This window comes from Bradyrhizobium sp. P2_E8 (assembly GCF_056403875.1).
The window spans coordinates 1-835 of the sequence record NZ_JBFUES010001714.1 but is presented as its reverse complement, the minus strand read 5'-3'; the positions used below and the strand labels follow the sequence as shown (position 1 = coordinate 835).

The window sequence follows — 835 nt, the reverse complement described above, 5'->3', positions numbered from 1 at the left end:
CGTCATCCCCGTGATGGTGAAACAGGGCGGCGGCTCGATCATCAACATCTCCTCGATCGCCTCGATCCGCCACATGGGCATCTCCTACGTCACCTACGGCACCTCGAAGGCGGCGATGAACCAGATGACGCGCACCACCGCGATCGAGTTCGCGCGGCATCATGTGCGCGTCAACGCGATCCTGCCCGGCCTGATGAAGACGCCGATGGTCGAGCATTCCGCCGGCCTTGCCGCCAGCTACGCCAAGGGCGACGTCGAAGCGATGTGGCGCGCGCGCGATGCGCAAGTGCCGATGGGTCACATGGGCGATGCCTGGGACGTGGCGAATGCCGCGCTGTTCCTGGCGTCGGACGAGTCGAAATATGTGACGGGGATCGAGCTGGTCGTGGACGGCGGGATCACGTGCAARGCGGGGGCGTAGCTCCAATCTCCGCCGTCGTCCCAGACAAGCGCGCCTCAAGCGCGCGCAGATCCGGGACCCATAACCACAGGATGGAGTTGTTTTGCTAATCCGTAACTCCGAGTCGTCGTAACCACCTCTGCCTGTGGTTATGGGTCCCGGATCGGCGCTCCGCGCCAGTCAACGCTGCGCGTTGTCTGGAGCTTCGCTTGTCCGGGACGACAGTGGAGTATTGGGTTGCTCACTGCGCCAGCGCCAGAATCCCGCCGGCGAAAGAATGCCATGCCGCAGTCTCGCTGATCGGCCAGTTCAGCACCTTCACCGCCAGCAACGCAAGCGTGCCGGTGATGTAGACCGGATGCACGCGGCCCTCGGTGCGCCAGTCGCGCACCATGGCGACGACGAGCAACAGCGCGGCCACCACCGCCGGCGCGA

At 64.9% G+C, this 835-nt stretch carries 1 protein-coding gene and 1 pseudogene; one reads left to right on the top strand and one right to left on the bottom strand.

Annotated elements, in window-relative coordinates; translation table 11 throughout:
* On the top strand, positions 1-421 hold a 421-nt coding region (locus AC1D00_RS43420), incomplete at its 5' end, for an SDR family NAD(P)-dependent oxidoreductase (protein ID WP_477014968.1).
* Positions 422-641: 220 nt separating this feature from the next.
* On the opposite strand, the pseudogene AC1D00_RS43415 reads toward AC1D00_RS43420, so the two are convergent.
* Positions 642-835 (bottom strand): annotated as a pseudogene (locus tag AC1D00_RS43415) (hypothetical protein); the annotation flags it as partial.